We start from the raw sequence: 22,208 nt of genomic DNA on the forward strand, positions 1-22,208 counted from the left end.
AGCGGCCGAGGCCGCTTGGGACGCGCCTCCGTGCTCCAGATGCCGGAGCACGTCTTTGCGCGTCACCCGGCCGCCCATGCCGCTGCCGGGAATGACGGCCGGATCGAGGCCGTGCTGCGCCTCCAGCGCTTGCACCGCCGGCGAATAGCGGGCGCGCGCATCGCCCGTACGGCGCGGCGCGCCGGCCGCTTGCGAAGCGGCCGGCGGCGGCGCGGACGGCGCCGGGGCCGCGGGCTGCGCGGCTTGAGCCGCCGGAGCGGACGCGGCGGAAGCTTCGCCGCTGCCGCCGGCGACCGCGATGCGGCAGATGATCTCGCCGACGGCGACTTCTTGGCCTTCGGAGGCCAGCAGTTCGCCCATGACGCCTTCTTCCGTCGAAGGAATCTCGGCGTTGACTTTATCCGTGATGACTTCGCAGATCGGTTCGTACAGATCGACGGAGTCGCCCGGTCGTTTGAGCCACTTGGCGATCGTCGCGGAAACGAGCGATTCGGCCAACTGCGGCATGGCGATTTCTTTGTGCGTGGAATTGAATGTACTCATTGCGTTCACTCCTCTATGTGGACGATGCCGGTCAATACAAAGCCAATTCTCTCATCGCGTCCAGAAGTTTGTCTTTGCTGAGCATAAAGAACTTCTCCTGCGGCGGGTTGATCGGCATGGCCGGAGCGTCGGGACCGCACAGGCGGCGGATCGGCGCGTCCAGATCGTACAGGCATTCTTCGGCGATGATCGCGGCGACTTCCGCCCCGATGCCGCCGGTCTTGTTGTCTTCGTGAACGATCAACACTTTGCCGGTGCGGCGCACCGCTTCGACGATCGCGTCTTTGTCGAGCGGCTGAAGCGAGCGCAGATCGAGAATATGGCTGGTGATGCCTTCTTTCTCCAGCTCCTCGGCCGCCTGCATCGCGAAATGCAGCGGAAGGCTGTAGCTGATGACGGTAATGTCGTCGCCTTCGCGCAGCAGGTTCGCTTTGCCGATCGGCACGACGTAATCATCGTCCGGCACGTCTTCTTTGATCAGTTTATAACATTTTTTGTTCTCGAAAAAGAGTACCGGGTCCGGGTCGCGGATTGCCGCTTTGAGCAATCCTTTGGCGTCGTAAGCCGAATACGGAGCGACGATCTTCAGTCCCGGCGTGCCGAAAAAGATCGATTCCGGACATTGGGAATGGTACAGGCCTCCGAAGATGCCGCCGCCGATCGGCGCGCGCACGACGATCGGGCAATCCCAGTCGTTGTTGGAACGGTAACGGATCTTGGCCGCTTCGCTGATGATCTGGTTGGTCGCCGGCAGCATGAAGTCCGAATACTGCATCTCGGCGATCGGTTTCATGCCGACCATCGCCGCTCCGATCGCGACGCCCGCGATCGCGGATTCGGCCAGCGGCGTATCGATCACGCGATCTTCGCCGAATTGGTCCTGCAGGCCTTTGGTCGTCGTGAAGACGCCGCCTTTGACGCCCACGTCTTCGCCGAGCACGAACACGGACGAATCCTGTTCCATCTCTTCTTTCATCGCCAGACGAATGGCGTCGATATATTCCATCATCGGCATATCAGTTGTCCCCTTCCTGTCCGTCGCCCGCGTAGACGTGCAGCAGCGTGTCTTCCGCGCGCGGATACGGCGCTTTGTCCGCGTATTCGGTCGCTTCTTTGAGTTCTTGGGCGATTTCTTTAAGATACGCGTCTTCCTGCTCCTCGCTCCACAATCCCGCTTCGATCAGGTATTGTTTGTAGCGCGGAATCCCGTCTTTTTCCCAATTGGCGTCGACTTCTTCCTTCGTCCGGTACGCCAGATCGTTGTCCGACGTGGAGTGCGGCGACAACCGGTACATCATCGCTTCGATCAACGTCGGTCCTTCGCCGTTCACGCCGCGTTCGCGCGCTTCGCGAACCGCTCCGTACATGGCGAGCGCGTCGTTGCCGTCTACCCGGAATCCCGGGAACCCGTAACCGAGCGCGCGGTCGCTCACTTTGCCCGCAAGCTGCTTCGCGACCGGCACGGAGATGGCGTATTGGTTATTTTCGCACATCAGAATGACCGGCAGTTTCTGCACGCCCGCGAAGTTCGCGCCTTCGTGGAAATCGCCCTGATTGCTTGACCCTTCGCCGAACGTGACGAACGATACGGCTCCTTCGCCGCGCATCTTCGAAGCCAGCGCCGCTCCGACCGCGTGCGGCACCTGCGTCGTTACCGGGCTGGACCCGGTCAATACGCGGAGCTTTTTGCTGCCGAAATGGCCCGGCATCTGGCGTCCGCCGCTGTTCGGATCTTCCGCTTTGGCGAACGCGGACAACATCAGCTCGCGCGGCGTCATGCCGACGGCCAACATGAATCCGTAATCGCGGTAATACGGCAGGAAATAATCTTTATCGGTATCGAGCGCGAACGCCGCGGCGACCTGCGCCGTTTCTTGTCCGATGCCCGATACGTGGAAGTTGATCTTCCCCGCCCGCTGCAGCAGATGGCAGCGCTCGTCGAATTTGCGCGCGAGCAGCATATATTTATACATTTCCACGGCGCGGCGATCGTCCAACCCGACCAGTTCGTGCGGGGCCTGCGTGGCAGCCGTTGCTTTTTGGTTCATCACGGGAACCTCCTTAAATGTCTTGACCGAATAATATAAGGTTTAAACCGCCTGTCGAACGTTCGAAAACCTCGACCTGTTATGACGTCTTAAAACCTGGTACTAATTCTTGACTCGCCCCTATTATAATCCTTTTCCCGGCAAAAAGAAAATAGGCGCTTTACCGCACTCGCGCGAAGCGCTCCGGCGAACGCGTTCAGCGTTTCTCGACCATCACAAAAACCCGCTCCGCCGTCCGCGGGAGCGGGTCTGCCGATCAGACGTTAATCGCGTTGCCGTCGATCGCCAGCATGGCTTCGCCGAGCGCTTCGGACAGCGTCGGATGCGCATGCACGGCGTTGCCCACTTCCCATGGCGTGGCGTCGAGCACTTTGGCGAGCGTCGCTTCGGCGATCAATTCCGTCGCGTGCGGCCCGATGATCTGCACGCCGACCAGATCGCCGGTTTCGGTGTCGGCCACCACTTTGGCGAACCCTTCCGCATGGCCTTCGACCAGCGCTTTGCCGATCGCCGAGAACGGCACTTTGGCCGACTTGACGCTGCGACCGAGTTCGCGCGCTTTTTTCTCGGTCATGCCGACGCTGCCGACTTGAGGATGCGCGTACACGCAGCGCGGCACGAAGTCCGGATCGTAACCGTGTCTCGGCTGTCCCGCCAGATGAAGCACGGCTTCGATGCCTTCATGGCTGGCCGCATGCGCCAATTGCAGGCCGCCGATGCAGTCGCCGATCGCGTAGATATGCGATTCGCCGGTCTGGAAGTTGCCGTTGACGCCGATAAAACCGTTGACGACGCGAATATCCGTATTTTCCAGCCCGATCCCTTCGACATTCGCCGCGCGGCCGACCGATACGAGCATTTGCGACGCTTTCAGCTCAATCTCTTGCCCTTTATGAACCGCTGAGATCGCAAAATCTTTTTTGCCCGGCGCGTACGTGTCCGGTTTCAGCTCGACTCCGGTCAGAATCTCGATGCCCCGTTTGGCCAAGGTCCGATTCAACTCGCGGGCCACTTCTTCGTCTTCCCCGGGCAGGATCTGATCCGCCAGCTCGACCAGCGTGACCTTGACGCCGAAGTCGCTCATCATGGAAGCCCATTCGACGCCGATCACGCCGCCGCCGACGATCAGCATCGACTCCGGCAGCTTCGCCAGATCGACCGCTTCGTCGCTGCTCAGGATGAACTTGCCGTCCGGTTCCAAGCCCGGAATGACGCGCGGACGCGAACCCGTCGCCACGATCAGATTCTGCGGCACGACCGTCTCCATCTCGCCGTCCGGAAGTTCTACCGCCACCGCTCCGCTGCGCGGCGAGAAGATGGAAGGCCCGATAATCCGTCCGCTGCCCTGAATGACGCGGATCTTATTTTTGCGCATCAGATACTGCACGCCTTGATAAAGTTTGTCGACGATTCCCTGCTTGCGCTCCTGCACTTTCGGGAATACGAGCAGCGTGCCGGCCGTTTCCACGCCGTAAGCTTCCGCGTCTTGAAGCAGCGAATAGACTTCCGCGCTGCGAAGCAGGGCTTTCGTCGGAATGCACCCTTTATGCAGGCAGGTTCCGCCGAGCTTCTCCCGTTCGATAATCACGACTTCTTTGCCGAGCTGCGCCGCTTTGATCGCGGCGACGTAGCCGCCTGTTCCTCCGCCGAGCACGGCGACATCGCATGTAATGGTCATGGATCTATTCCTCCGGTTTCTTCTATATAGGTTCCGCTCCGCTATTCGTACAGCGCATCGCGCAGCTTGGTCGACATCGTCGGCTTGCGTCCGTTGGCTTTGAGCAGCGCTTCGCGCAGCCTTTTGTTCTGCGCTTCCGTCTCGGCCAGACGGTTCAGCAGCCCTTCGAGCCATTCCGCTTCCCCGCTCTCCAGCTCGACCCGCGTCCGCAGACGTTCCAGACGCTCCGCGTCGTCGGCTTGATGTTCGCTCATGTTCCTTCATCCTTCCGTTTCCCGCTTCGAGACCGTACAAGCCGCCCGAACAAAAGATTTCTTCTCCGCTCGGTTCGCGTCTTATCGGCTCGCCATCCCTAGCATACCACGAGCCGAACGATTTTTCCCGACCGACAATCTTATCTTGCTCTTTCGTTCTATCTGTTATACTATATATATAACAAGTAGATAGAGGAGGAATCAGATGTTCATCGAACTCGATCTGCAATCCGAAGTGCCGATCTATAAGCAGTTGGCCGATCAATTGATCGAAGGCATCGCGTCGGGCAAATTGTCTTCCGGCCAGCCGCTTCCGTCGGTTCGCACGCTGGCCGCGGATCTGGGCATCAATCTGCATACGGTCAACAAAGCTTATCAGGCGCTTAAACAGGAAGGTTTCTTGGAGATTCATCGCAAGCAGGGCGTCATCGTCCAGCCGGGCAGCCTTCCTTCGGCGGACGAAGCGTTCCGCGAACGCCTGCGAAGAGATCTTCGTCCGCTCGCCGCCGAATCGGCAGCGCGCGGCATGAGCGAAGACGAACTTCAAGAACTGCTGCTCTCGCTGTACAGACAGATTCAAAACCCGTCATCCCAAGGAGGAACCTCGCCATGAACCACACCGCCGCTTTTATCTGGATTACTGTCTTGATCGACCTGCTCTGGCTGTTGGCCTTGATCGGCCTTCCGGTCTTCATGACGCATATGCTGCTCGGCGTATACGTTCCTCCGGAAGAACGCGGACTGCCGCAGATCGGACGCATCCGCCGCAAGTTTCTGCTGCTCGCTCTCGGCGGCGGCGCGGTCGGCATCCTGCTTGCCGCTGCCGCTTACCGGTTCTCGGGCGGATCGGAAGGCTGGACGCTGGCGCTGCTCCTGATCCCTCAAGCGCTCTGCATCGCCGCCGCTTGGAACGTCTCCCGCAGCCAAGCGCTCGCTTTGAAAAAAGAACGCGGTTGGACGCTGGAAGATTCTCCGAAACGCGCCGCCTATATCGGTCCGGACCGCAAACGTTCCGTTTCCGGAATTCCGGCATGGGCGTACCTGCTTCCGCTCGCGATCATTGCGGCGTCCGTTTGGATCGTCGCGCGCAATTGGGCGCTGATTCCCGATCCGATGCCCGTGCATTTCGACGCCGCCGGGCTTCCCGACCGCTATCAAGCCAAAACGATCGGCAGCGTCTATACGCTCAGCTTCGTTCAACTAGGGCTGACGGCGCTCTTCTTCCTGATCCATCTCTCGCTGGGACGCATGCCTAAACGGCTCGATCCCAAAGATCCCGAAGGCTCGCTGCGCAAAAACAAACAGATGCTCGCTTCGACCGCCTACATGCTGTATTTCCTGTCTCTCGCGGTTAACGTCATGTTCAGCTTCATGCAGGCGCTCAGCACCTATGCTTTCGAAGGCACGCTGCCGGTCGGGTACTTGTTCGTATTCCTGCTGCTTCTGATCGTTCCGCTTATCGTTTTGGTCGTCTATACCAAACGCAAAGGACTGGCGGACGAAACCGTGAACCGCCGCTTCGGGGACGACCGTTACTGGCGGGGCGGCCTGTTCTACTACAATCCCAACGACCCTTCGTTCATGACGGAGAAAAGATACGGACTCGGCTGGACCTTCAACTTCGCCCGTCCGGCGAGCTGGTTGATCACGGCCGCCGTTACGCTGCTGCCGATCGCGGCCGTGGCGGCGGCGATCGCGTTCGGCGGTTGATGTTCCGGCCTCCTCGGTAGGTTTGCAGACACGGCCTCATGCGTAACCGCTCTATTCTTCGCCCGCCTTATGCGCTCGCTCGAGCGAATAAGGCGGGCTTTGACGCGATTTCCGCATTCGCGAAACAAGAACGTAAGTTCTTATTTTTGACTTGACTCGCCGCTTCCGCGATGTTAGGTTGGATCTATATTTTCCAATCACCATTTTCGGGAGGAATCGGCATGACGGAAATCAAACTCAGCATCGGATACGAGGAGTACGAAGACGGGCAAACGATGGTCAAATTGCTCGACGAACTGGCAGACAAACCGGAAGCGGCAGCGTTGTCCAGTCTGATCATCGGAGACTGGGGCGGCTCGTACGAGAACTCTTCGGCCGAAATCGTCGAGGCGCTGGTACGCTTGAAAGACCGCTTTCCCGCGCTTCGCAGCTTGTTCGTCGGCGATATGAGCTACGAAGAATGCGAAGTGTCTTGGATCAACCAATCCGACCTCAATCCCCTGTTCGCGGCGTTCCCGGAACTTCGCTCGCTCACGATCAAAGGCAGCAACGATCTGGCGCTGGGCCATGTCTCGCACGAGAAGCTCGAAGAGCTGGTCGTCATCTGCGGCGGTCTCGGCAAAAACGTGCTGGCTTCGATCGCGGCGGCGCATCTGCCTTCCCTGCAAAAGCTCGAACTCTACATAGGCGTGGACAATTACGGCTTCAACGGCACGCTCGAAGACGTAATGGCCGTCGCCAAGCCGGGATTATTCCCGAAATTGACTTACCTCGGCCTCAAAGACAGCGAGCTTCAAGACGAGATCGCGGCGGCGATCGCCCAATCGGACATCCTCGATTCGCTCGAGACGCTGGATCTGTCCGAAGGCACGCTCAGCGACACAGGCGCGGAAGCTCTGCTCGCCAGCGAAAAGATCCGCCGGCTGCCGAAGCTGGACCTGCATTTCCATTATCTGTCCGAAGAGATGACCGCTCGCGTGTCTTCCGAACTGCCGAACGCCGACGTGAGCGATCGTCAGGAAGTCGACAGTTACGAGGGTGAGGAATATAGATATCCGAGCTTAACCGAATGAGCGCCTTCTGCTCATTCGGTTAAGCGTAGAACGAAATGCACACGCTTTAAGTGCATTTCGTTGCGCGGACGAGCGAACGAACACGCTTTAAGTGCATTTCGTCACGCGGACGAGCGAACGAACACGCTTCAGGTGCATTTCGTCACGCGGACGAGCGAAAACGCGCACCAACCTCATTCATTGAAACCTGTAACCGAAACGCGCGCGACCCAGTAGTCCCACCGACTCGAATATTCGAACGACCTGTTCTGCACCGCCAGAATCCGGCCGCGAGGCTGCCGGAAGCAGCGAGCCGCCGCGCTCCTGCCTCCAGCTCCCGCCCGCCTTTTCGAAGAAAGGTACGATTCCATGATCAATCCCGATAATTTCCGGCTCGATCCGCGAAGCGTTCCGCTTCTGCTGATCGCGCACGCCGAAGGCGAACGCACCGACGGCATCCGGCAGGCCCGGCTGTCGCTCGGTCTTCCCGCGCCGTTCGTCGTGCCGTACGAACGGCTGCTCGCCGGCGTTCCGCTCGCCGAAGCGGCCGCCGAGGCCGGTCTGCCGGCAGGCTGCTCGCCGCTGATCCGGCTGGATGCGCCGGGCGAGCATTTCGCCGTCGAGCGCGCGCTGATCGCGCTCGGCGCGCCGGAGCATGACGACGGCGACGAACTGCTGCCGCTGCGCGGCAGGCGCGACCCGCACCGCCTCTCGGAGCGCGCTTCGCTCGCGCTGGAAGAGCATCCCGTGCGGCTGATGCATCCGTCGCAGTGGTTCCGCGGCTTCTGCCGCCTGCTCGCGCGCATCCGGCGCGAAGCCGAGCAAGCTTGGCCGCAGGCTTCGTTCTGGAACGATCCGGCGGAGATCGCCGTCATGTTCGATAAGAGAGCCTGCCACGGGCGGCTGCGCGAAGCCGGCGTCTCCGTGCCGGCGCTGCTGGCGGAGCCGGAGACCTTGACCGGCTACGAAGCGGTTCGCGCGGCGATGTCCGAGCGGCGCATGCCCCGCGTGTTCCTGAAGCTGGCTTTCGGTTCGGCCGCTTCCGGCGTGATCGCTTACGAGATCAATCCGCGCACCGGCGCGCAACGTGCCACAACTTCGCTGAGCGCGGAAGTTTACGTGCAGCGTCCGGGCGTTTTTTACAATTCCAAACGGGTCCGCACGCTGAGCGACCCGGAAGAGATCCGCACGCTGATCGGTTATCTGTGCGGGCACGGCATCCACGCGGAGCGCTGGATTCCGAAAGCCATGCTGGGCAAACGTTCTCTCGATCTGCGGCAGCTCGTCGCTTTCGGCGAAGCGGGTCACTGCGTCGTGCGCGCGGGCGAGACCCCGATCACCAATCTGCATCTGCGAAGCCGGCGCCTCGCCCCCGCCGAATCGGGTCTGCCGGAAGAAGCGTTGGCCGCGGCGCGAAGCGAAGCGCTCGCGGCGATGCGCGCGTTCCCCGGCTCGGCATCGGCGGGCATCGACGTCCTGATCGACCGTACCGGCGGACGGCCTTATATCGCCGACGTCAATCCGTTCGGCGATCTGCTGCGGCGCGTCGCTCACGACGGCATGGACCCGTACGCGTGGGAGATGTCGCGCCGGCCCGCGAACGGGCAGCCTTGCGCTTCGCCCGCCATCGTTCAAGGAGGACAGCACGCATGAATCCATCTACAGCGTCCGTCGATATGAACCGAGTCGTCGGCACGCACGACATTCTGATGATCACCCTCGACACGCTGCGCTACGACGCGGCGGTGCTCGAAGAAGCCGCCTGCCCCAATCTGTGCGGCGGCGGCTCTTGGGAGAAACGCCATTCGCCGGGCAGTTTCACTTACGCGGCGCATCATGCCTTTTTCGGCGGATTTCTGCCTACGCCCGCGAATACGGACAAGTCTTCGCACGTCCGCTTATTCCACTCGCGCGGCACGGGGTTGAAGACGCATCCGCATACATGGTTGTTCGATACGCCGGATATCGTATCGGGACTGGCGGCGGAAGGCTATCATACGCTCTGCATCGGCGGCGTCATCTTTTTCACCAAAAAAGTGCCGCTCGCGCGCGTGCTGCCGGGATATTTCCAGCGCAGCTTCTGGCGCATGAACTTCGGCGTCACCAATCCGCAGTCCACCAAACATCAGGTGGATCACGCGCTGAAGCTGTTGGCGGAGATTCCGCCGGACGAACGCTTCTTCTTGTTCATCAACGTGTCGGCGATTCACGGCCCGAACCATATCTTCCTTCCCGGCGCCAAACGCGATTCCGTCGACAGTCAGCGCGCCGCGCTGCGTTACGCCGACGCGGAACTCGGCCGATTATTCGAAGCCGTGCGGGCCAGAAACAATCCGGCGTTCTGCATGGCGTTCTCGGATCACGGCACGGCTTACGGCGAAGACGGCTATCAAGGCCATCGCCTCGCGCACGAGACGGTATGGACCGTCCCTTACCGCGAATTCATGTTGTAAATAGACATTTCATCCGAGAAAGGAGCCGTTAGCCATGACCGAAACGGCCGTTTACGACGCGGAGCGGGTTCAGGCTTGGAAACAGGAACTGGCCGCCGCTCCTTACCGTTCTTATCTGTATTCGTATCCGCACAAGACCGCTTACCGTCCGTTCGACACGCCGAAGCCGTTGGCCGATTTGTGGCGGCGCGAACCGGCGGAAAGCTTTTTCTTATACATGCATATTCCGTTCTGCGGCGCGCGCTGCGGATTCTGCAATCTGTTCACCCTGCCGGACAAACGCGAAGACGTGCATAAACGGTATGTGGACGCGCTGGAACGTCAAGCCCGGGAATGGGCCGGATTCGCGTCCCGTCCGTTCGCGCGGTTCGCGATCGGCGGAGGCACGCCTACCCTGCTGCGCGCCGATCAATTGACGCGTTTGTTCGAGATCGCGGAGGGCATCATGGGACTGAATCCCGCCGAAGCTTCGATTTCCGTAGAGACGTCGCCCGAGACCGTGGACGCCGAACGCCTTCGCATCCTTAAACAGCGCGGCGTCGATCGGGTCAGCATGGGCATTCAGAGTTTTATCGAAACCGAAGCGGCCGCGATCTATCGTCCGCAGAAGCCCGACGAAGTCCGGCGCGCGCTCGAACTGCTGGGTTCGTTCGATTTTCCGCTGCTCAATCTGGACCTGATCTACGGACTGCCGGGCCAGACGTTGGAGACATGGTTATATTCGCTGGAGCAGGCGCTGGCTTACGAACCGGGCGAGATCTTCTTGTACCCGCTCTATACGCGCGAGCATACGATCTTGAAGCCCGGGGACGTACAGGCAGCAGGGCCCGAAGATCTGCGTTGGTCGATGTATGCGGCCGCCTGCGAACGCTTGGCGGAACGCGGCTACGAGCAGTTCTCGATGCGGCGGTTCGCGCGCCGGGACGCCGCAGGGTACTCGCCGGACAAAACGCTGCTCGCTTACGGCTGCCAAGAAGAAGGCATGATGGGACTCGGTTGCGGCGCGCGTTCTTATACGCGAGACGTTCATTACGCGTCCCGTTACGGAGTCAGCCGCAAAGCCACGGAGAGCATCATCGCCGATTACGTCGCCGCCGAGCGTCACGATACGGCCGATTACGGTTTCGTGCTGAATGCCGACGAACAGCGGCGCCGCTTCGTGCTCAAAGGCATTCTGCACAGCGAAGGACTGAACTTGGCCGAATACGGACAGCGCTTCGGATCGGAAGCGTTCGACGATCTGCCGGAGCTGCGGCTGCTGCTCGATTCGGGACTCGGCCGAATCGAGAACGGCGTGCTGCGCATGGGCCGCGAAGGTCTCGGCTATTCCGACGCGATCGGCGATTGGCTGATCTCGGAACCCGTGCGGCGGCGGATGACGGAGTTCGTGCTGCCATGAGAGCGACGCTGTATTTTCGGGGTTCGCTGTCGTCTTGCAATTATTCCTGCCCTTACTGTCCGTTCAGCAAGACCACGGACAGTGCCGAGACGCTGCGCAAAGACCGGGAGCAGGTCGAACGTTTCGTCGAATGGGCCAGGCAGCAGGAAGCGTCCGGTCACGTGCTGTCCGTTTTCTTTCAGCCGTACGGCGAAGGACTAGTGCATCGCTGGTATTGCCAAGCGATGATCGATCTGTCGCATATGCCTCATGTCGAGCGCGTGGCGATCCAGACCAATCTGTCCGCCAAGCTCGATTGGACGGATCGGCTGAAAGCGGATACGGCCGCGTTCTGGGCGACGTATCATCCCGGCGAGACGACCGAAGAACGTTTCTTGTCGCGCTGCCGCGAACTGCACGATCGGAGCATTCCGTTCAGCGTGGGCAGCGTAGGCGTACGCAGCGCGTTCGACGCGATCGCTTCGCTCCGCCGGTCGCTGCCGAGCGACGTTTATCTGTGGATCAACGCGTTCAAAGACCGCGGCGATTATTACGCTCCGGAAGAGATCGCCCTGCTGCGCGGAATCGACCCTTTGTTCGAGTTGAATCTGCCGGATTACGCCAGTCTGGGCCGGTCCTGCCGCACCGGGGAATCGGTCTTCTTCGTGCAAGGCTCGGGCATCGTCAAACGTTGTTACAGCGATCGCCGGGTCATCGGACATTTGTATCGGCACGGACTGGAAGGATTGTCGAAGCCGCGTGCCTGCGGGATGAAAGAATGCGGCTGCTATATCGGTTATATCCATATGCCCGAGCTGGAAATGGAGCGTCATTACGGAAACGGATTGCTGGAACGTCGAGGATCTCCTTTGCGGCTCGCGGCGGCCGGGGATGCGTCCGCGCCGAGCGACGGGCACTCGAGATAATCTTAGAATTCAAGAATCCGCCTCGAACCCGGACAGCCTTCTGTCCGGGTTCTTGTGTTACGTTAAGATCAACCGATTCTTGTTCCATTTCTAAGGAGGAACCTTTATGGCCGAACCGTTAAAGTTAGTGTATACCGAAGATTTTATCCGGCAGTTTGCCGCCAAGATCCGTACCGTTCTCCCCGCTTTCGATGAAAGCTTGTTCGTATCCGGCGTCATGGGCAGCGGTTGGGAAGAGCTTGAACTGAAAGCACGCATGCGGCGCATCTCGGAAACGCTGGGCCGCACTCTGCCGCAGTCTTTTGCCGAAGCGCTCGACGTGCTCTATCGGATCGACGAGACCTGCGTCGGTTTTCCTTACCTCTTCTTCCCCGATTTCGTCGAAGTTCACGGGCAGCGGGAAGAAGATTTCGAACGTTCGCTAGACGCGTTGGAACGCTTCACGTCCAAATCGTCTTCCGAATTCGCGATTCGTCCTTTTCTGCTTCGGCATCCCGAACGGACGATGGCGCGCATGCGCTTGTGGGCCGCCGGAGACGACGAGCATGTGCGCCGCCTTGCCAGCGAAGGCTGCCGTCCCCGCCTGCCGTGGGGCCAAGCGCTGCCGATGTTCAAGCAGGACCCTTCGGCGGTCTTGGAACTGCTGGAGACGCTCCGAGCCGATCCTTCGCTTTACGTTCGCAAAAGCGTCGCCAACAATCTCAACGATATCGCCAAAGACAATCCCGAACGCGTCCGCGAAACGGCTCGCCGCTGGTACGGCAGCGATCCGCTGACGGACTGGATCGTGCGCCGGGGATGCCGGGGACTGCTGCGCGCGGCCGATCCCGAGATCCTCGCGCTGTTCGGCTATGCCGCCGACGCGGGAGGCGAACAGGATCTGATCGAGCAGGCTTCGCTCTCCGCGGCGCCGAACCTTGTCGCGATCGGCGAAAGCGTCGAACTGCGTTACAGCTTGCGAACCCGCCCGGGCGAACCGCTGCGAATCCGTCTGGAATACGCCGTCGATTTCGTCAAAGCGTCCGGCCGTACTTCCCGCAAACTGTTCCGACTTTCCGATCGCACTTGGAACGGCGGCGAAACGTTGTCGGGAAGCCGTCGTCACGGTTTTGCCGATCTGACCACGCGCAAGCATTATGCCGGCGTTCACCGCGTGGTTCTGCTCGTAAACGGCAGAGAATACGCGGAAGATATACTGACGCTGCAAGCCGCCGTTCCGATATCGCACGAATGAACCGTATCGAAAAAAGCGATAAAATATTTTTTTCGCCTTTCTTTCCGGAGTTTTTTTGCAATAATTTGGTTGTTAACTCGCCCTGATTCTCGTATAATGTGAAAAAACATTACATATCTCATTTTTCACAAGAAGGGCGTGTTGAGAATGAATCGAAATCGCTTTCCCCATCTTGTATGTACCGTATTGGCTTTGGCGGCATCGGCTTGGCTCTGGTCCGTTTCTTCCCGAGGAGTACCGGAGACCGTCTCGCTGGCGCTCGCGGCTGCGGCTTGCGCCGGTCTGATCGTTCTCGCTTTGCGAAGCTCGCGCCCTGCTTCTTCCGCGCAGACGGCGGACGATCAAACCGGCAAGCTCAAAAATTTTCTGTTCGAATCTCAAGTCGTCTCGGATCGGTTGTTGGGGGTTGTCGAGGAAGTTCAAGCTTCCGTGCAGAATCTCACTTCGGTCACGGAACATTCGGGCCGCGTCGAACGCGATCTGAACGCCCGAGGAACCGAAGCGGCAGCGCGCACGCAGGAAGCTTCGGCTCTGCTGGAAGAAGCGGCTCGTACATCCCGGCAGATGGCCGAACGGGCATCCGCGATGACCGGGCAAAGCGCCGAAGCTGGTTCCGCGGCCGGAGAACTGTCCGAAGCGCTGCTCTCGGCGGACCGGGCCATGCGCGATATTCTGGACCAGAATGACGCGATCGGAGCGCGCATCGACGAATTGACGAAGCATATGGCGGATATCGAAGAAATCAACGTTTTTATCCGCGGCGTGGTCGAACAGACTTCCCTGCTTGCGCTGAACGCGTCGATCGAAGCGGCGCGCGCCGGCGAAGAAGGCCGAGGATTCGCCGTGGTCGCTCAGGAAATCCGCAAACTTGCCGCGCAAAGCGGAGAAGCGGTCGGACGATCGACGGCTACTCTGGAATCGGTCGTCTCGGGAGTCGGCCACGTTACCGAATCCAAAGAAGCGAGTACCCGCGCCGTCGAACGCGGTGCCGCGGAAATGCGCCGCATGCAGCAGGAGATGAAGCAGTTGGCAGGCAGCGTGGGCGGCGTCTTGGAATCGGCTCGCGAGACGGACCGGTTGAGCGGCTTGCAGCACGAGCGAATGGTGAACGGCGTGCAAGCTCTTTCTTCGGCCGCCGAACTCTCGGAGCAGACGACGCAGTCCATGCAAGAACTGTTCTCGCATATCGGCAGGCAGAGGGATCAGATTGCTCGGCTGGCCCGAATCGGCAGCGAAATGCGCGGCGCTTCCGCCGAGCTGTCGGATATCGTCGCCGCTTTCCGGTTGGACCAATCCGACGGGATCGATAACGAAGCCGTCGAACGGACGCGGCAGGTGCTCGAAGCGGCGGCGCGGCAGGCCTCCTCGATCCCGGCCGGCGAACGCGAGCACGGGCTGCTGCTGTCCGGTTATATGGAGCGTTCCCCTTCGATCGAAGCGATCTGGTCGAACCGTTCGGACGGTTCGTTCATTTTCTCCAAACCGCAGGCCGGCTTATTGAACGCCAAAAGCCGCGAATGGTGGCAGCAGGCGATGCAAGGCGAAGTCTATGTATCGCCTGTGTACGTGTCCGCGATTACCAAGCGCCCTTGTCTCACGATGTCCGCGGCCGTGTTCGACGATCGGGGCCAACCGGTCGGCGTCATCGGCATGGACTTGTCGCTGGAGTCGGACAAAGAAAGCGGCACGCGCGTTTCTTGAGTCTGGCGGGACTGCCGGTCGGAACGGGGTTCGAATCGAATTTTCGCCATACAAAAACGGGGCATCTTCCGATCGGAAGATTGCCCCGTTTGTTTACGGATAACGTTTGAATTCGGATAGGAAACGGAGGCGTCCGTTATCGAACGGATACTTCCGCCTGTTTCTCGCGTTCGGAATCGTGCTGTTCCTGCGGCTTGCCGCTTGTCGAACCGTACAGGATAAAGTTGACTTCTTCCAGCACGTCCGTGAATTGAGGGATATTTTGGGTATTATTCATGTTGTTTCTCACCTTGCTCCATTCTGTAATGACGTGTCCTCTTATTATTTAACCACCGGGCTAAATTTGAAACCGCCGTCTTTCTTGGCATGGCAGCGTTTCCCGTCACGTCGATTACATTCAAGAACAGCCGCCTTTATTGATATCGGCAGACATGAGCGATTCCATGATATCCATTTATTTCTTTTTGGACGAAGAACGATTTTTTTTGCGAGACGCTTTCTGTTTGGCCGCGCTGCGCTGCTGGCGGCGTTTCTCCAATTCCAACTCCCGCTTCAGATAGAGTTCCATCGTATTTTCGGGGTTCTCCGAAGCGAACAGCATAAATTTCTTCAAATGTTCGTTGTATTTGTCTTTGCCGAACACCCGGCCGTTCTCGCTCAGGAACACCGCCAACATGCGCTGAGGATCGGCGGTGTTTTTCAACATGTCGAAATCGGTCAACACGCCCAAAATCCGGGAAGAGATCCGCTCGGACTGTTTCTCCATCCGCTCTTCGGCAAGCCGCTCGTCCTCGGGGTAAGCATGCGACAAGATCAAGAAAATGCCGCTTACGCCGTACAGCGCCAGCATATCGGTCAGATCTACCGAATCCGCGTCTACCCGGCTCGTCCACTCGAGAGAAGCCCGGTCGGGATGGGTGAAAATATTCAGGAATCCGTACACGTCGGTCAACTCGAACGAAATCTGTTCATACGCGTATTTCATGACCCCGAGATTGCTGCCCATCACTTCCTGAGCGGCGTCGACGGCGATCGTCTCCGGAGCGGAACGATACTGAAACAATCGGGCCGCATGCTCGAACGCGACCCGAATCTGCACGGGCGCTTCGACGACCAGTCCTCCTTCACGAAGCAGTACCGCCGCGGACAACGAATTCGCGATGCGCTGCAGCAGCGCATCGGCATAAAAATCTTCTTCCTGTTCCGCATGATCGCGCGCGATCTCGATCAATTCATGCATGTATCCGAGCATTTCTTCGCGTACGGAACCGGCATGTTCCGGCGCTCCCAGCAGCGAAGACGGGGCCCATTCTTCTTGGTCGATACCGGTCTTCGGGTCCGGCGAATGAGGTTTGGGTTTCATCGGACCTTCTCCTTCCGCTTGCTTGTTCTCCGGGCACATTCGAATTTCAATCATCCTCGCGATGCCTCTTGTTCATTGTACAGACTTCCCCCTTCGCGTTTCAACTCGCCGCCTTTTTTCGTTCGAGAACTTCCGGCGCTGTTCATGGTTAAAAAAGGAATTCTTGCTTGCTCCGTCGAAAAAGTAACGAAGAACGCCGACGGCACGGCAGGAATCTCGCGGTTCGCCGAGAAGATCCGCCGTTCGTGCCGGACGTTACTTGATCACAGACAGGGGTATCGGGCAATAATGAAAGGGAAATGGATCGCCAAAACCGCGCTGACCGCGGGCATTCTGTTGGGAGCGGCTCTGCCGGCTCCGCAGCTCTGGGGAACGCATGCTTACGCGCAGACGGCGGAAGCCGCGATCGCAAGCGGATTGAACGCCAAAAACTACGTGCTGACCGACGGCTCGCTCCGGGCGGAAGGCCGCACGATCGGCGCGCCGCAAGAGTCGTCGCCGTTCGTCGGACTGACGCGAGATTCGCGCACGGGCGAACGTTATGCTTGGACCGAAAGCGGAAGCGTCTATCGTTGGGGCAGCCTCGGCTTGACCGGAGGTCCGGAAAAGCTGACCGACGCGCCGCCGATCGCGCAGGTCTCGTCGAACGTCATGCTGACGAAATCCGGCGAAGTCGTCGGCTATGCCGGCGCGGGACTGCCTGCGGGCGTTAAGATCTCCGCGCACCCGGACGGCTTCGCGCTGCTTACCGCCGACGGGCAGATCTGGCGCTACCGCTCCGATTACGCCAGCAACAAGACGGCGAAGATCGGCGATCTGCCGGGCACGAAAGATATTCAAACCAGCAGCAGCTACGTGATGGCGCTCGGCGCGGACGGCACGGTCACCAAGCTGGATTCCGCGACGGACTCGCAGCCGGAGACGCTGACGCAAAACGCGGTGTCGCTGGCTTGGGTCAAAGAAGAAGCGCGCAGCGATCTGTACGTCGCGAAATCCGACGGCAGTCTGTGGCTGTTCGAATACGGAAGCGGCAAAGGGGAACCGGTCTCCGCCGTCAAAGGAGCCGCTGCGGTCAGCCCGGCGGAGAACGGCTTGTTCGTGCGTCTGAGCAGCGGGACGACCGGTCTTTACGCCGACGGCAAATGGAGCGAACTCGCGCCGGCCCGGCTGCAAGAAGCGAAATTGACGCTGTCGCGCTCGTCGGCCGCCAAAGGCGACAAGATCTCGACGACGGTCGAGGAACGTTATTCGGACGGAACGCGAATCAAACGTTCGGCTTCGGCGAGCGAATTGAAGGTCTCCGATCCCAAAGTCGCATCGGTTCGGCCCGACGGCTCTCTTCAAGCGGCGGGGATCGGCAGCACGACCGTTACGCTGACTTCGGGCGCTCTCGTTTCGCAGGCGACCCTGCTCGTCAAACAGGAAGGCACGCTGAGCGGAGCGGGCGTGATCGATTCCGGCGTCTATCTGCCGCTGCGTCCGGTATTTGCGGCGCTCGGCGCTTCGATCGCCAATTCCGGCAGCGACTGGACGATCGGATACGGCGACGCGCAGATCAAGCTTCGCAAAGGCAGCGATATCGCGACCGTTAACGGCAAGACCGTCAAGCTCAAAGGCAAAGTGCAAACGCTGGACGGACAGACGGTGTTCCCGGCCGGATTCCTGTCGTCCGCCGTCGCCGGCGCGTCGGTCGCATGGGACGGCAAGTTCCAACAGGCGATCGTCTCGATCGGTACCGCTTCGTTCGAAGTCGAGTCCAAACAAACGCCGCTGCTGCGCAAAAAGCAGCAGCTCGGCAGCCTTGCTCCTTATTTGGGCAAATCGTACTGGATTAACGGGTACAGCGGAGCAGGCGTGCGTTTCAGCAAACTCACGGTCGCGGACATCAAGATCTCGGAGACCTCTTCGGGCCGTTCGTATACGATCGTCTTCGCCAACGCCGCAGGCAGTCAATTCGCTGCGTCTTCGACCGACGCGTACGGCGTCGCTTCGCTCTTGAGCGATACCGACCAATTCTTCCCGTTCGATCCGCAAGTCCGTTACGGGGGCAGCGATAAAATCTGGAATTATATTCGCGGCAATTACGTAGCGCCCGGCATGAACAAGCAGCATGTCCTGCTGTCGTGGGGCGAACCGAGCAGCATCGAAAATCAGAGCAGTCCCCAAGGTCCGATCGAAGTCTGGATCTATATGCGCGGCGGCATGAAATGGCAGGCCGTAGGCTTCAGCAAAGGCATCGTCTTCGCGATCTTGTAGCACGCGGAGCGATGTAGAGATATAGAGGTATAGGGATATAGAAGAATACAAAAAAGCGCGCTTCCCAAACAGGAAACGCGCTTTTTCTTATGAGCTACTACCCTTTCAACTCTTAATCGATTCATGGCTGTCGCCGACGCGATAACGGAACGCGGAGAAATCCGCCGCGCCGCCGGCCTGCCGCGTCGAATACAGGAATAACGCGAGGCGGCAGCCCATGAAATGGTCGAGCTTGTAGACCATGCGATGGGGTTCGCCCAGTTCGCGCCAATTCTCGCCGTCCCGGTAAGCGAAACGGCATTCGTCGCGGTTCTGTTCGAATTCGCCGATCGTCCGCAGCCGAACGGTCGGTCCGTCGACGGCAACGCGCGCGATCTCCCGTCCCGGCCGGCGATCGACCAGACTGCCGAAGATCGAATCGTCTTCCGGTTCCCGTACCGTGACGCTCAGGTAATATCGGTCGTCTTCCCGGGTCAGCGCGATCAAGCCGTAGGTTCCGATCAAGAACCCGATGCCTGCATAATCGCCGTCGTTTAGCGCCGCGCCGTCGAGCGTTACCTCGGCTTCGCAGCTCGGGCCGAACGCCCGCTGCGTCAGCGTATTGACGGCGAAGGTCAGATTGGGCCGGACGTCCGCCGTGCGAATCCGGTACGCGCCCGGTTTCTCCGTCACCGACCAGTGCCGATCGTCCGGCTCATGGTTCCACTGCCAGAAGTCCTGCAGCCGTACCCGCCCTTCCCGATCCGTTTCGTAAACGAAATCGTCGTCGCCCAGCAGCGGCTTATAGACATATTCCGGACGGGTCGAAGGCAGATCGAGGCTGACCGGCGCTTTCGTCGCGAACACGGGCCGCCCTTCTTGGAACGTCAGCGGCACCAGCACCGGAATCCGCCCGACCGCGCCGTGGTCTTGGAACAGCATCGCGTGCCAATCGCCGTCCGGCGTATCGACGATGCCCCCTTGCGCGACCCCGGAATTGAAATAGCCCATATCGTCGTCGAACACTTCTCCGCCTTCGAACGTTCCTTCCAAAGAATCCGCCCAATAGCAGGCCTGCGTTCTTCGTCCCGCCGATTCGGAAATATGGATCAGAAACACATAATATCTGCCGCCGATCTTATAGAGATGCGCGCCTTCGTAGCCCAGATGAGCCGGCTCTTTCTCCCGAACGATGATCCGATGCAGGCCGCCCGGCCGCGGTCCGGACAAATCGGGTTTCAATTCCGTCAGCCAGATCTCCGTATTGCCGTAAGTCAGGTACGCCCGGCCGTCATCGTCGAAGAGCAGCGAACAGTCGTGATAAAAGCCTTCGATATAACGTTTCTCCCACGGACCTTCGATCGTATCCGCCGTATACAAGTACGTGCGGCGCGTATCGTTGGCGACGAACACGACATAGAATCGGCCTTCATGATACCGCAGCGAAGCGGCCCACATGCCTTGGCTGTAGATCTGCTTCTCTTCTTGAAGCCGCTGGGCGGGCGTGCCGTCGAGCGTCTCGTAGACGTAAGCGGCCGTTTCCCAGTTCATCAGATCGTACGAGCGCAGAATGACGCAGCCCGGCATCATATGCATCGTCGTGCTGACCATGTAGTAGGTGTCCCCTACCCGAATCACGTCGAGGTCCGGATAATCGGCCCAGATGATCGGGTTTGCTTGCATGGTGATTCCTCCTTGAACAATTCATAATATTTTAATTAATGATTCGCAATTACCTTATACACCTTTATCATAAACGAAAAAAAGCGCGTTGTCCTCTTCTTCGCCGAGAAAAAGAGAACAACGCGCTTTGCGGCATTCCGCCGGATCGATTCGTTTCGCCGATCAACCGCCGACTTTGACGAATTTCCACTGCTGGGCGGGAGCGCCGGTATAATCGCCCTGCTGAAGCTTGGCTCCGTCGGCTGTCGAAGCGCCCGCGACTTCGACAGCTTTGCCGCTGTTGACGTTGACGATGCTCCAATAACCGTCGCCCATATCGTACACGCGGAAATGCTGCGCCGTCGTATTCAGATCGCTCATGAGCTGGATCGCTTCGCCGCTGCTCTTGCTTCCCCCGCGAACTTCAAGCACTTTGCCCGGCGAATTGACGCTGGTCAGCTTGTACAAGCCGGTACCGATGCTCGTCAGTCCCCATTTCTGCGGATTGCCGCCCAAATCGGTCCACTGCTGCAGTTGAAGATTGTCCGCGTTCTGCCCGCCCGGGATGTCGATGACTTTGCCGGAGACGCGGGAGACGATCTTGTAAGTCGCGCCCGCGGTCAGACCGTTCGACACGTTGGTGCCCGGCTGCGTCTGCGCCCGTTCGAAGTACCAATGGAACAGGAAGCGGCCCATCGCGCTGCGGGTGCCGTCGCCGTCCCATTTCAATCCGGCCGTCGGATCGGCGAACGAACTTCTTGCGCCTTCCGCCAGAATGAAGCCGTTCATGTGCGCGGCGATGCTCACGTTGCCCGCTTCGCTGAAGATGGCTTTGGTATTGCGGCCGAACCCTTCGTTGCTGCCGTCGAACAGGCTCCAATATTCGGAGTCGCCGGCTTTTTTCTTGAACCAAGTCACTTCCGTGATATTGATCGGATACGCGTCGGCGGCAGCTTTGATATTGGTCGTCCATTGGTCTTTGAGAATCGCCGCATTGTCGTGCGCGCCGTATCCCGGATACCAGTGGACGGCATAACCGTAATTGTTGAGCGGATCGGTCAGCGGATGGCTGGCGGTCAGGCTGTAGAATTGGTTATAGCCGAGCCCCGCCGCCCAGATCACGTTGTCCGCGCCTTTGCTGCGAATGGTCGAGATCATCGAATTCTGGAAAGTCCGCAGGTCGTTCCAATGGTCGACGAAGTCGTTTTCCCCGTTATAACCGCCCCAATGGCCGTTGGCGAACGATTTGACCGGCTCGTTGATCAGCTCGAAATGCACGTTGTCCGCGCTTTTGATCTCCGGACGCGAAGCCAGATAACCCCAGATCTCGTTGAACTTCTGGAGATTGGACGCCGTCGTGGCCTGATCGTCTTTGAGCGTAAAGTCCAGTCCCAGCGTCACGTAGACGCCTTTGGTTTTGGCATATTGGATATAAGGAATGATGACGTTCTGCGTCACGGACTGCACGCCGGCGAAGTTATACGTGCCCGCCGCGACGTCCCCCATGTCCTGACGGTCGATGAACAGGCGCACCTGATTCATGTTCCAGCCGTGTCCGCTGCCGTATCTGGGATTGGTATCGGTAAACGTGTCCGTGATGTCTTTCAGATAAGCCAGCGTCGCTTTGTGGCGATCGTTGCCGTTGCGCGTCAGATAATAATCGCTGTTCTGATACGTCCAGTAAGCGCCGGACGGCTGATGCCATCCGCTGAGCAGCACGGGCTGACCGCCGCTGTTCACGAGTTGGTTGCCGCTGACGTGCAGCTTGCCCGCGGGCACGCCGTTCCACGCTTCCGCGCGGTTGGTTCCCGGCGGGACAAGCGTTACGATCATCGCCAATAACAGAAGCAGTATCCAATAACGTCGAACTTTTTTCATCTTCCCGATCCCTCCTTTTTTGTCGAAAACGGCCGGAGACCTTTTTAGCGGGTCGGCGCGCGTTTTCGTGGCGTTCGGCGCAGCTGGAACATG

19 protein-coding genes are annotated in these 22,208 nt (G+C 59.5%); 10 read left to right on the forward strand and 9 right to left on the reverse strand.

What is annotated here, in order from left to right; translation table 11 throughout:
- The 5 genes from CDO73_RS19060 to CDO73_RS19080 form a co-directional block, all read right to left on the reverse strand.
- Positions 1–543: biotin/lipoyl-containing protein (locus CDO73_RS19060; protein ID WP_179218752.1), on the reverse strand; the 543-nt coding region annotated here is incomplete at its 3' end.
- Positions 544–574: 31 nt separating this feature from the next.
- The gene (locus CDO73_RS19065; RefSeq protein WP_088490120.1) at positions 575–1,558 is read right to left on the reverse strand and encodes an alpha-ketoacid dehydrogenase subunit beta; all 984 of its coding nucleotides are present in this window, start codon (positions 1,556–1,558) and stop codon (positions 575–577) included.
- A gap of 1 nt (position 1,559) precedes the next feature.
- Entirely contained in the window at positions 1,560–2,591 is a 1,032-nt protein-coding gene (locus CDO73_RS19070) for a thiamine pyrophosphate-dependent dehydrogenase E1 component subunit alpha (RefSeq protein WP_088490121.1), read from the reverse strand.
- A gap of 256 nt (positions 2,592–2,847) precedes the next feature.
- A complete protein-coding gene (gene lpdA, locus CDO73_RS19075) occupies positions 2,848–4,269 on the reverse strand; it encodes a dihydrolipoyl dehydrogenase (RefSeq protein WP_088490122.1) in 1,422 nt (473 codons plus the stop codon).
- A gap of 41 nt (positions 4,270–4,310) precedes the next feature.
- Positions 4,311–4,523 carry a hypothetical protein gene (locus CDO73_RS19080; protein ID WP_088490123.1) on the reverse strand — a complete coding sequence of 71 codons (213 nt, stop codon included), beginning with the start codon at positions 4,521–4,523 and terminating at the stop codon, positions 4,311–4,313.
- A gap of 205 nt (positions 4,524–4,728) precedes the next feature.
- Here CDO73_RS19080 and CDO73_RS19085 point away from each other — a divergent pair, with 205 nt between their 5' ends.
- The 9 genes from CDO73_RS19085 (at position 4,729) to CDO73_RS19125 (ending at position 14,977) form a co-directional block, all read left to right on the forward strand.
- Positions 4,729–5,136: a GntR family transcriptional regulator gene (locus CDO73_RS19085; RefSeq protein WP_088490124.1), complete on the forward strand. Its 408-nt coding sequence runs from the start codon at positions 4,729–4,731 to the stop codon at positions 5,134–5,136.
- On the forward strand, positions 5,133–6,233 hold the full coding sequence (locus CDO73_RS19090) for a DUF1648 domain-containing protein (RefSeq protein WP_088490125.1): 1,101 nt from the start codon (positions 5,133–5,135) through the stop codon (positions 6,231–6,233). Before CDO73_RS19085 ends, CDO73_RS19090 begins: the two co-directional genes overlap by 4 nt.
- A 221-nt stretch (positions 6,234–6,454) precedes the next feature.
- Positions 6,455–7,306 (forward strand): STM4015 family protein, encoded by an 852-nt coding sequence (locus CDO73_RS19095; RefSeq protein WP_088490126.1) that lies wholly within the window; start codon positions 6,455–6,457, stop codon positions 7,304–7,306.
- A 348-nt stretch (positions 7,307–7,654) separates the two neighbouring features.
- Positions 7,655–8,938 carry an STM4014 family protein gene (locus tag CDO73_RS19100; protein WP_179218753.1) on the forward strand — a complete coding sequence of 428 codons (1,284 nt, stop codon included), beginning with the start codon at positions 7,655–7,657 and terminating at the stop codon, positions 8,936–8,938.
- A complete protein-coding gene (locus tag CDO73_RS19105) occupies positions 8,935–9,738 on the forward strand; it encodes an STM4013/SEN3800 family hydrolase (protein ID WP_088490127.1) in 804 nt (267 codons plus the stop codon). Before CDO73_RS19100 ends, CDO73_RS19105 begins: the two co-directional genes overlap by 4 nt.
- Before the next feature lie 34 nt (positions 9,739–9,772).
- The gene (locus CDO73_RS19110; RefSeq protein ID WP_088490128.1) at positions 9,773–11,137 is read left to right on the forward strand and encodes an STM4012 family radical SAM protein; all 1,365 of its coding nucleotides are present in this window, start codon (positions 9,773–9,775) and stop codon (positions 11,135–11,137) included.
- The gene (locus CDO73_RS19115; protein WP_088490129.1) at positions 11,134–12,042 is read left to right on the forward strand and encodes an STM4011 family radical SAM protein; all 909 of its coding nucleotides are present in this window, start codon (positions 11,134–11,136) and stop codon (positions 12,040–12,042) included. The genes CDO73_RS19110 and CDO73_RS19115 overlap by 4 nt, the downstream gene beginning before the upstream one ends.
- A 106-nt stretch (positions 12,043–12,148) precedes the next feature.
- A complete protein-coding gene (locus CDO73_RS19120) occupies positions 12,149–13,276 on the forward strand; it encodes a DNA alkylation repair protein (RefSeq protein ID WP_088490130.1) in 1,128 nt (375 codons plus the stop codon).
- A gap of 147 nt (positions 13,277–13,423) precedes the next feature.
- Positions 13,424–14,977: a methyl-accepting chemotaxis protein gene (locus CDO73_RS19125; RefSeq protein ID WP_088490131.1), complete on the forward strand. Its 1,554-nt coding sequence runs from the start codon at positions 13,424–13,426 to the stop codon at positions 14,975–14,977.
- Between the two features lie 136 nt (positions 14,978–15,113).
- Here CDO73_RS19125 and CDO73_RS26825 read toward each other — a convergent pair whose 3' ends face one another.
- Both CDO73_RS26825 and CDO73_RS26830 read right to left on the reverse strand, forming a co-directional pair.
- Positions 15,114–15,254: a hypothetical protein gene (locus tag CDO73_RS26825; RefSeq protein WP_179218754.1), complete on the reverse strand. Its 141-nt coding sequence runs from the start codon at positions 15,252–15,254 to the stop codon at positions 15,114–15,116.
- A 177-nt stretch (positions 15,255–15,431) separates the two neighbouring features.
- Entirely contained in the window at positions 15,432–16,340 is a 909-nt protein-coding gene (locus tag CDO73_RS26830) for a hypothetical protein (protein ID WP_179218755.1), read from the reverse strand.
- A 288-nt stretch (positions 16,341–16,628) separates the two neighbouring features.
- Between CDO73_RS26830 and CDO73_RS19135 the strand changes: the two genes are divergently transcribed.
- A complete protein-coding gene (locus CDO73_RS19135; protein WP_179218756.1) occupies positions 16,629–18,596 on the forward strand; it encodes a copper amine oxidase N-terminal domain-containing protein in 1,968 nt (655 codons plus the stop codon).
- A gap of 105 nt (positions 18,597–18,701) precedes the next feature.
- Here the strand turns inward: CDO73_RS19135 and CDO73_RS19140 are convergent, their stop codons facing one another.
- Both CDO73_RS19140 and CDO73_RS19145 read right to left on the reverse strand, forming a co-directional pair.
- Complete coding sequence (locus tag CDO73_RS19140) at positions 18,702–20,258, reverse strand: glycoside hydrolase family 43 protein (protein ID WP_088490134.1); 1,557 nt, start codon at positions 20,256–20,258, stop codon at positions 18,702–18,704.
- Positions 20,259–20,420: 162 nt separating this feature from the next.
- A complete protein-coding gene (locus tag CDO73_RS19145; RefSeq protein ID WP_088490135.1) occupies positions 20,421–22,115 on the reverse strand; it encodes an RICIN domain-containing protein in 1,695 nt (564 codons plus the stop codon).
- Positions 22,116–22,208: the final 93 nt, after the last annotated feature.

The sequence above is a fragment of the Saccharibacillus sp. O23 genome (assembly GCF_002205895.1).
Taxonomy (GTDB): Bacteria; Bacillota; Bacilli; order Paenibacillales; family Paenibacillaceae; genus Saccharibacillus.